This is a genomic window from Pontibacillus yanchengensis Y32, from assembly GCF_000770635.1.
GTDB lineage: Bacteria > Bacillota > Bacilli > Bacillales > BH030062 > Pontibacillus > Pontibacillus yanchengensis.
Map to the genome: position 1 here is coordinate 1 of NZ_AVBF01000111.1, position 6,444 is coordinate 6,444.

The window sequence follows — 6,444 nt, forward strand, 5'->3', positions numbered from 1 at the left end:
GGTGTTGGGCGGGAGTCTCCTTGTTCCAAAAGCCACTATTGTTGGGATGGAAGTTGCTCCAAAGCGAGGCGATCCGGCTGGCACGCGCACCCCGAAACCGCGGTCGCTCCTAATTTGAAAAAGTTGCTCTGAATTTTCCGAAAGTCGCTCTAAAAATCAAAAAGTCGCTCCTATAATCAGAAACTTGCTCCTAATTCCGAAAACTCGCTCGCCAAAGCTCCCAACGCATCCCATCGCACGTCCGCCCCCAGCCAGGGAAACCATACCTCGCCCAATATCTCAAATCCAGCTATTCAAGCAAGTTTATGCCTCATTTATTGAATAACTTTTCCTACTTATTTTTTTGTTTTCTTGTTTCCCTCTCCCATTGTTTTAACGATGGGTAAGGGTCAAAGGACCACTCGCTGTATCCATTGTCTTTATACATTCCGTAGTGTAGGTGTGGTGGGAACTTTCCTGATGTACCTGGTGGGCCATAGCCGCTTGCACCAACGTAACCAATGACGTCACCTGGTTTTACGACCTGACCAACTTTCACGCCTTTTTCAAAGCCATTTAAATGTGCAAAATAGTGATAAATATTATTGATATCTCTAACGCCTATTCTCCATCCACCAAACTTGTTCCAACCCTTCATTTCGACTACACCATAGGACGTAGCTCGAACAGGGACGCCATAATTAGCAAAAATATCTGTTCCCTCATGAATTCTTCTTCCTCCAAAACCTCGAGGGTCTCCCCATGTATTTTTGTAACTGTAATTATGGAATAAGGGTACAGGAAATATGTGATCATTCAATTCATTAGAGTTATAAGTATCAAATACTTTTGCTGTATTCATAATGGTTTGAACAGAAAGATCTCGTTGATAATAATGCCAAAGGGCAATCTTAATATCTTGATGGGTATTTCCGTATTTACCAATCCACGATCCCATTGCATAAAGGATATCTTGATCATTTGTACGATCTGCAATCCCGTCTCCGTTTCCATCTGCGCCTATTCCATTGAATAAGGTGACTTCTTCTACAGTCAAAGCGTCTTTTTGATTAGGATTAGAAGCCCCATTCCATTGTTCTCGTGGAATAGTAATCGCAATATTTTCCTTCGAAGCTGGTTCTTTTTGTATGTGTCGTTCGTACTGATCTATGGCTGCCAAATAAAACCAAGGTATTTGTGTTAAAGCTTCCATGCTTTTAAATAATGTCATCCTTTGTTCAGCTGGGTTATTCTCTTTTTCATTTGCATAAGTAAAAGAGGGGCTGAGTAGACATAATAATGCCACTAATTTAATCAGTTTAAGCAATGCATTTTCCACCTCCTAATGTAATTCATTATCTATAGTGTGCGAAATGAAGAGAAAAACATGAATGGTAAATGTTAAAAAGACCAGTATTGTGCATACTGGTCTTTAACTGGAGAAGGTTATTCTGTTATTTATTCATCCCCATATTTTCTGTATCTTCTCCCATATCTTCTACATCACGTTTGTCTTTCATGGACTTTGTTTCATCGTTATACATTTTTTCACCTTGAGGTGATTTACGCATTTCAGAAATTGTTTGTTCTAATATAGATTTGTAATTCTTATTACTATTGTTCATTTTACTTAAGTTGGCTAATTCTTTATGAGCGCCATCTTGGTCTGTTACATAAACTTCATAGTAACGTGGCAGTACTGACATAGCAGTTTTCTTAGCGATAGTTGCAGTTTCATTACGATCGACTTCACCATTTGGTGTATAAGCAATTAATGCTTCAGAGTCCGTAACTAGTGTTGCAGCATCTTTAATGCCTTGACCTTGAAGCATCATTCGGGTAATTAAATCAGACACATGTTCACGGTTCATTACACCATAACGAACTTCGTCTTCGTCTTTTCCTACTTGATCTTCTGTATATCGCACAAATCCGAACTCATCGTTTTTACCATTGTCATTATTTGTGGAAGTATAGTTGAAATTTTCAGCACGGTTGGTACCACCGTAATCTCCCATTTCATCCATACCATTACGACCATTGTTTTGATTGTTATATCCGTTATTTTTTCCCTGGCCATTGTTATATCCAGCAGCATTGAATTGGTCAGCAGTATCCTTATCCATTGCGCCTTCATTATTGTTCATTCCACAACCACTAATGACTAACGTGGTAGTTAAAGCTACAGTAGCTAACCATGATTTAGAGTTCAATGGAAACACGCTCCTTTAGGATATAGTCTTCTCCTCTCCCTATTTATAGGTTTAGTCATATTTGAAAGTTCATGCTAGAAAATGTTGTGTTATCATGATTTTTAAAAGTAAAAAAAACCAAATTATGATACACTAGAAGAGCTAAGAGGTGATCGATGTGTTTGTTATACAAGGGAAAAATTATGAAGTTATACATGATGAAAAACAAGGCTTTGAGGAAGAAGCTATTGAGCAACGGTTTAGTGATATTTTAAGTAAATACGATTATATTGTCGGCGATTGGGGATATGGCCAATTAAGACTTCGCGGTTTCTTCGATGATCAAAACCCTAAAGCCACTTTTGATACAAAAATCAGTACGTTGGATGATTATTTGTACGAATATTGTAATTTCGGTTGTGCTTATTTTGTTATGAAAAAAGTGGATAAGTAAGGTTTTCAGTATGCATGAAACATGAATGCGCATGGGATTTTAAAGATAATCTCATGCGTTTTTTATTGGAGTAAAAGGATATACTTGAAAAATTGAACTTTTGTTAAATGGTGCAAACAGGGTGAAGATAGAAGCGAGCATAACCCGAACCGAAGCGAGCAAAAGGGGAGGAGAAGCGAGCATAACGCGAATTGAAGCGAGCAAAAGGGGGAGGTAAGCGAGCATAACCCGAATTGAAGCGAGCAAAAGGGGAAGGTAAGCGAGCATAAAGCGAATCGAAGTGAGCAAAAGGAGAAGGTAAGCGAGCATAAAGCGAATCGAAGTGAGCAAAAGAGGGAAGGAAGCGAGCATATCACGAACCTAAGCGAGCATAAAGCAAACCTAAGCGAGCAAAACACTAATCGAAGCGAGCATATATAGGATTTGAAGAGCAAAACCCACCTCGAATCTCAAGCTCAATTCTTCAACAAATTCCAAATAAAAAGAGCTTGGATTTCCAAGCTCTTTTTCACTACCACAACCAGCCTTGCATCCTTATTTCTGATTTTGCTGTTCTTGTGAAGGTTTTTTCTCCATGTCTGGATGGTCGTGGGTTGGGTGGGCAGGTGTGTCATGTCTAGGCATGTCTTCGTGTAGTGATTTGTATTCATAGTTAAACGCGCTGTAATAACGTTGTCCTTCTTTCCATGGTGTGCTCTTGTTACCCACAGGTTTGTATTTATTACGAGGCGCACCATATGGTCCCTCAGGTAGTTGTTCTGGAGTTAAATAGTTTCTCATTGCTTCTACATTAGCGAAGTCAGAATATCCATCTGCATCAGGATTTTTGTTTATATTTTTATCATTTTGAGCCATAATAAACCCTCCTTCGGGTATAGTTTTAACCTTAGGAGGGTTTGTTATGAATAATGTTTTATATTGTATGTGTTCCTGTGTGCTTTTACACAATTTCACGAAGAAATTCCCTTAGTTCTTCAGCTTCTACTTCCGTTAGGTTGTAAGCATGCTCAAGGTATCCTTCTTCTTCAAGGTCATCTTGTCCAAGAATGGCATAATGACTGCCTTGCAAATCAATAACAATTTTCTTTCCATAATAACGAGTTGACGTAAGAATAGCTAAGTCATACCTATGGGCATCTCCCATAAAACTCACAAATCTCGTTTGCGTATTTTCCGCTTCATCATATAGAAAAAATTGTTCTTCTGTCAATGCTCTAACCTCCTAGGATTAGTCATTATTTAGTAAATGAGGCTTGTTATTCATATGGTGGTTTGCTTTAATGAATCGTATGGTACCTGTTTTTGCTCTCATAACGATGGAGTCTGTTTCGGCTAAGTCGCCACCAAGGAACTTAACGCCATGTAGTAGTTCGCCTTCTGTTACACCAGTAGCTGCGAAGATGGCATCATCACTACTTACTAAATCATGGTGCGTTAACAATTGCTTAGGATCGTTTAACCCCATCTCGATACAACGTTGTGCTTCTTCATCATTTTGCGGTACAAGACGAGCTTGCATATCGCCGCCTAGGCATTTAACCGCAGCTGCTGATATAACCCCTTCAGGAGCTCCGCCAGTTCCAACGAATAAATCAATTCCTGTATGGGGTAGACATGTAGCAATGGAAGCTTCCACGTCGCCATCTCCAAATAGTTTTACACGAGCTCCTTTTGCTCTGATTCGTTCAACAAGTTCCTCGTGTCGGGGGCGTTCTTGTACAATTATCGTTAAATCATTAATACGTTTATTGGTAGCTTTTGCAACAGTCTCAATCGTCTTTTCGATTGGGTCATCCAAGCTGATTTGACCACGTGCTTGTTTGCCTACTGCAATTTTTTGCATGTACATATCTGGTGCATGTAATAATGCGCCTCGATCAGCTGCAGCTATAACGCTCATCGCATTGTTGTGTCCTTTTGCTACGATGTTTGTTCCTTCTAATGGATCAACGGCAATATCTACTTCAGGTCCGTTTCCATTTCCAAGCTTTTCACCAATATATAACATCGGTGCTTCATCTAATTCACCTTCACCGATAACGACTGTACCTTCCATAGCAATGGAATCAAACATGGTTCTCATCGCTGTGGTTGCAGCATCATCTGCTTCATCTTTTTGACCTCTTCCCATCCACTGGGCTGAGCTTACTGCTGCTGCTTCTGTTACACGTACGAGTTCTAGCGCTAATTCACGATCCATAGTTAAACGTTCCTCCGCTTCAAAGATTTCAATCTATACTATAGCAAAAATCCATTGAAAACTTAACTGGTAAATGTAAATTTGATGATAGCCTGTATATGATATGATACCACTAGAGTAAGAAAAAGATGAATGGAGGAAACGAGTATGTATTTTGTAGACCGTTCTAAAATAGAGTCAACATTACAATATATGGAGCAGTTGCTCAAGCATTATCAAGATGAAACCGTTGATACCCCAATGAAGCGTTTAGGGTTAGAAAGATGTGTACAAATGACGATAGAATCCATTGTGGATGTAGGGAACATGATGATTGATGGATTTATTATGCGTGATCCAGGCAGCTATGATGATATCATTGATATACTAATCGATGAATCCGTTATACCTGAAGAGCAAGAACAGGCATATAAATCAGTCATTTCTGTAAGGAAACAATTAGTAAGAGATTATACAAATATGGATCATGACCAGTTACAAAACATGATGAATGAGCATATTACCATTCTTCACGATTTTAGCGATCATATTCGTCGCTATTTAAATGAAGAATTAGGTCCTATTTCGGCATTTTCAAATGAAGACCAATAAAACTCTTTATGCTATCAACTGGAGTAACAATGAAAGAAGGAATACACATGCAATCATATAAAGGATACTTAATTGACTTAGATGGAACAATGTATAAAGGAACAGAACGTATTGAAGCAGCTTCTGATTTTGTGAAAGCTTTACAGGAAAAGGAGATTCCGCACCTATTTGTTACGAACAATTCATCTAGGAGACCAGAGCAAGTAGCAGAGAAATTAAACACATTTGATATCCCAGCACGTCCTGAGCAAATTTTCACATCAAGCACTGCTACAGGAAGTTATATTAAAGAACGGAAAGAACAGGCAAGAGTATTTGCCATTGGGGAAGAAGGATTATTTCATACCTTAAGAGAGTCTGGTCACAAGCTTGTTGAGGATGATTGCGATTTTGTTGTGATGGGAATTGACCGTGAGATAACGTATGAGAAACTGGCTATCGCCTGTTTGCAAGTTCGTAATGGTGCAACATTTTTATCTACAAACGGGGATATAGCTATTCCGACAGAGAGAGGAATGCTTCCGGGGAATGGGTCGCTTACATCTGTAGTTACCGTGTCTACAGGTGTAGAGCCAACGTTTATTGGAAAGCCTGAGTCTATTATTATGGATCAAGCTATAGAAGCACTTGGTTTATCCAAGGAAGATGTCATGATGGTTGGGGACAATTATCATACCGATATTTTGGCAGGGATGAATGCTGGTCTTGATACACTACATGTACAAACAGGCGTTACAACAAAAGAGTTATTATCCCAATATGAACGTCAACCAACGTACTCCATAGCATCATTATCGGAATGGATTCCAAACCTTTCGTAAGAACAAAAGCTCGATGCGCTGGGGCTTGACGTGGCGTTTATACGCTAGATAATATAAAAAATCGACCTGTCACTATATATGGCAGGTTGTTTTATATGCTATTGAAAAGAATGATGTTTTAAAGTTTGTTGTTGATATAATAGTGAATTAGTTATTTGTTCTTCCATATAAGCACCATTATGTTGAAGACTTGGATACGAGATATTA

8 protein-coding genes are annotated in these 6,444 nt (G+C 38.9%); 3 read left to right on the top strand and 5 right to left on the bottom strand.

The window, feature by feature from the left end:
• Positions 1-331: 331 nt before the first annotated feature.
• Positions 332-1,297: a M23 family metallopeptidase gene (locus N782_RS20085; RefSeq protein WP_237582702.1), complete on the bottom strand. Its 966-nt coding sequence runs from the start codon at positions 1,295-1,297 to the stop codon at positions 332-334.
• Positions 1,298-1,433: 136 nt separating this feature from the next.
• Entirely contained in the window at positions 1,434-2,192 is a 759-nt protein-coding gene (locus tag N782_RS20860; RefSeq protein WP_052111472.1) for a YhcN/YlaJ family sporulation lipoprotein, read from the bottom strand.
• A 157-nt stretch (positions 2,193-2,349) separates the two neighbouring features.
• On the opposite strand from N782_RS20860, the gene N782_RS20095 reads away from it, so the two are divergent.
• Positions 2,350-2,625, top strand: a complete 276-nt coding sequence (locus N782_RS20095) for a YutD family protein (protein WP_036824707.1) — start codon at positions 2,350-2,352, stop codon at positions 2,623-2,625.
• 534 nt (positions 2,626-3,159) lie between these two features.
• Here N782_RS20095 and N782_RS20100 read toward each other — a convergent pair.
• The 3 genes from N782_RS20100 to glpX all read right to left on the bottom strand — a co-directional run bounded on the left by N782_RS20100 (position 3,160) and on the right by glpX (position 4,825).
• The gene (locus tag N782_RS20100) at positions 3,160-3,480 is read right to left on the bottom strand and encodes a hypothetical protein (protein WP_036824711.1); all 321 of its coding nucleotides are present in this window, start codon (positions 3,478-3,480) and stop codon (positions 3,160-3,162) included.
• An 85-nt stretch (positions 3,481-3,565) separates the two neighbouring features.
• Entirely contained in the window at positions 3,566-3,835 is a 270-nt protein-coding gene (locus N782_RS20105; protein WP_036824713.1) for a DUF3055 domain-containing protein, read from the bottom strand.
• An 18-nt stretch (positions 3,836-3,853) separates the two neighbouring features.
• Positions 3,854-4,825, bottom strand: coding sequence for a class II fructose-bisphosphatase (glpX, locus tag N782_RS20110; protein ID WP_036824718.1), 972 nt, complete (start codon positions 4,823-4,825; stop codon positions 3,854-3,856).
• Positions 4,826-4,972: 147 nt separating this feature from the next.
• On the opposite strand from glpX, the gene N782_RS20115 reads away from it, so the two are divergent.
• Together N782_RS20115 and N782_RS20120 are read left to right on the top strand one after the other, a co-directional pair.
• Complete coding sequence (locus N782_RS20115; protein WP_036824721.1) at positions 4,973-5,416, top strand: DUF86 domain-containing protein; 444 nt, start codon at positions 4,973-4,975, stop codon at positions 5,414-5,416.
• A 47-nt stretch (positions 5,417-5,463) separates the two neighbouring features.
• Positions 5,464-6,237 carry a TIGR01457 family HAD-type hydrolase gene (locus N782_RS20120; protein WP_036824726.1) on the top strand — a complete coding sequence of 258 codons (774 nt, stop codon included), beginning with the start codon at positions 5,464-5,466 and terminating at the stop codon, positions 6,235-6,237.
• Positions 6,238-6,444: the final 207 nt, after the last annotated feature.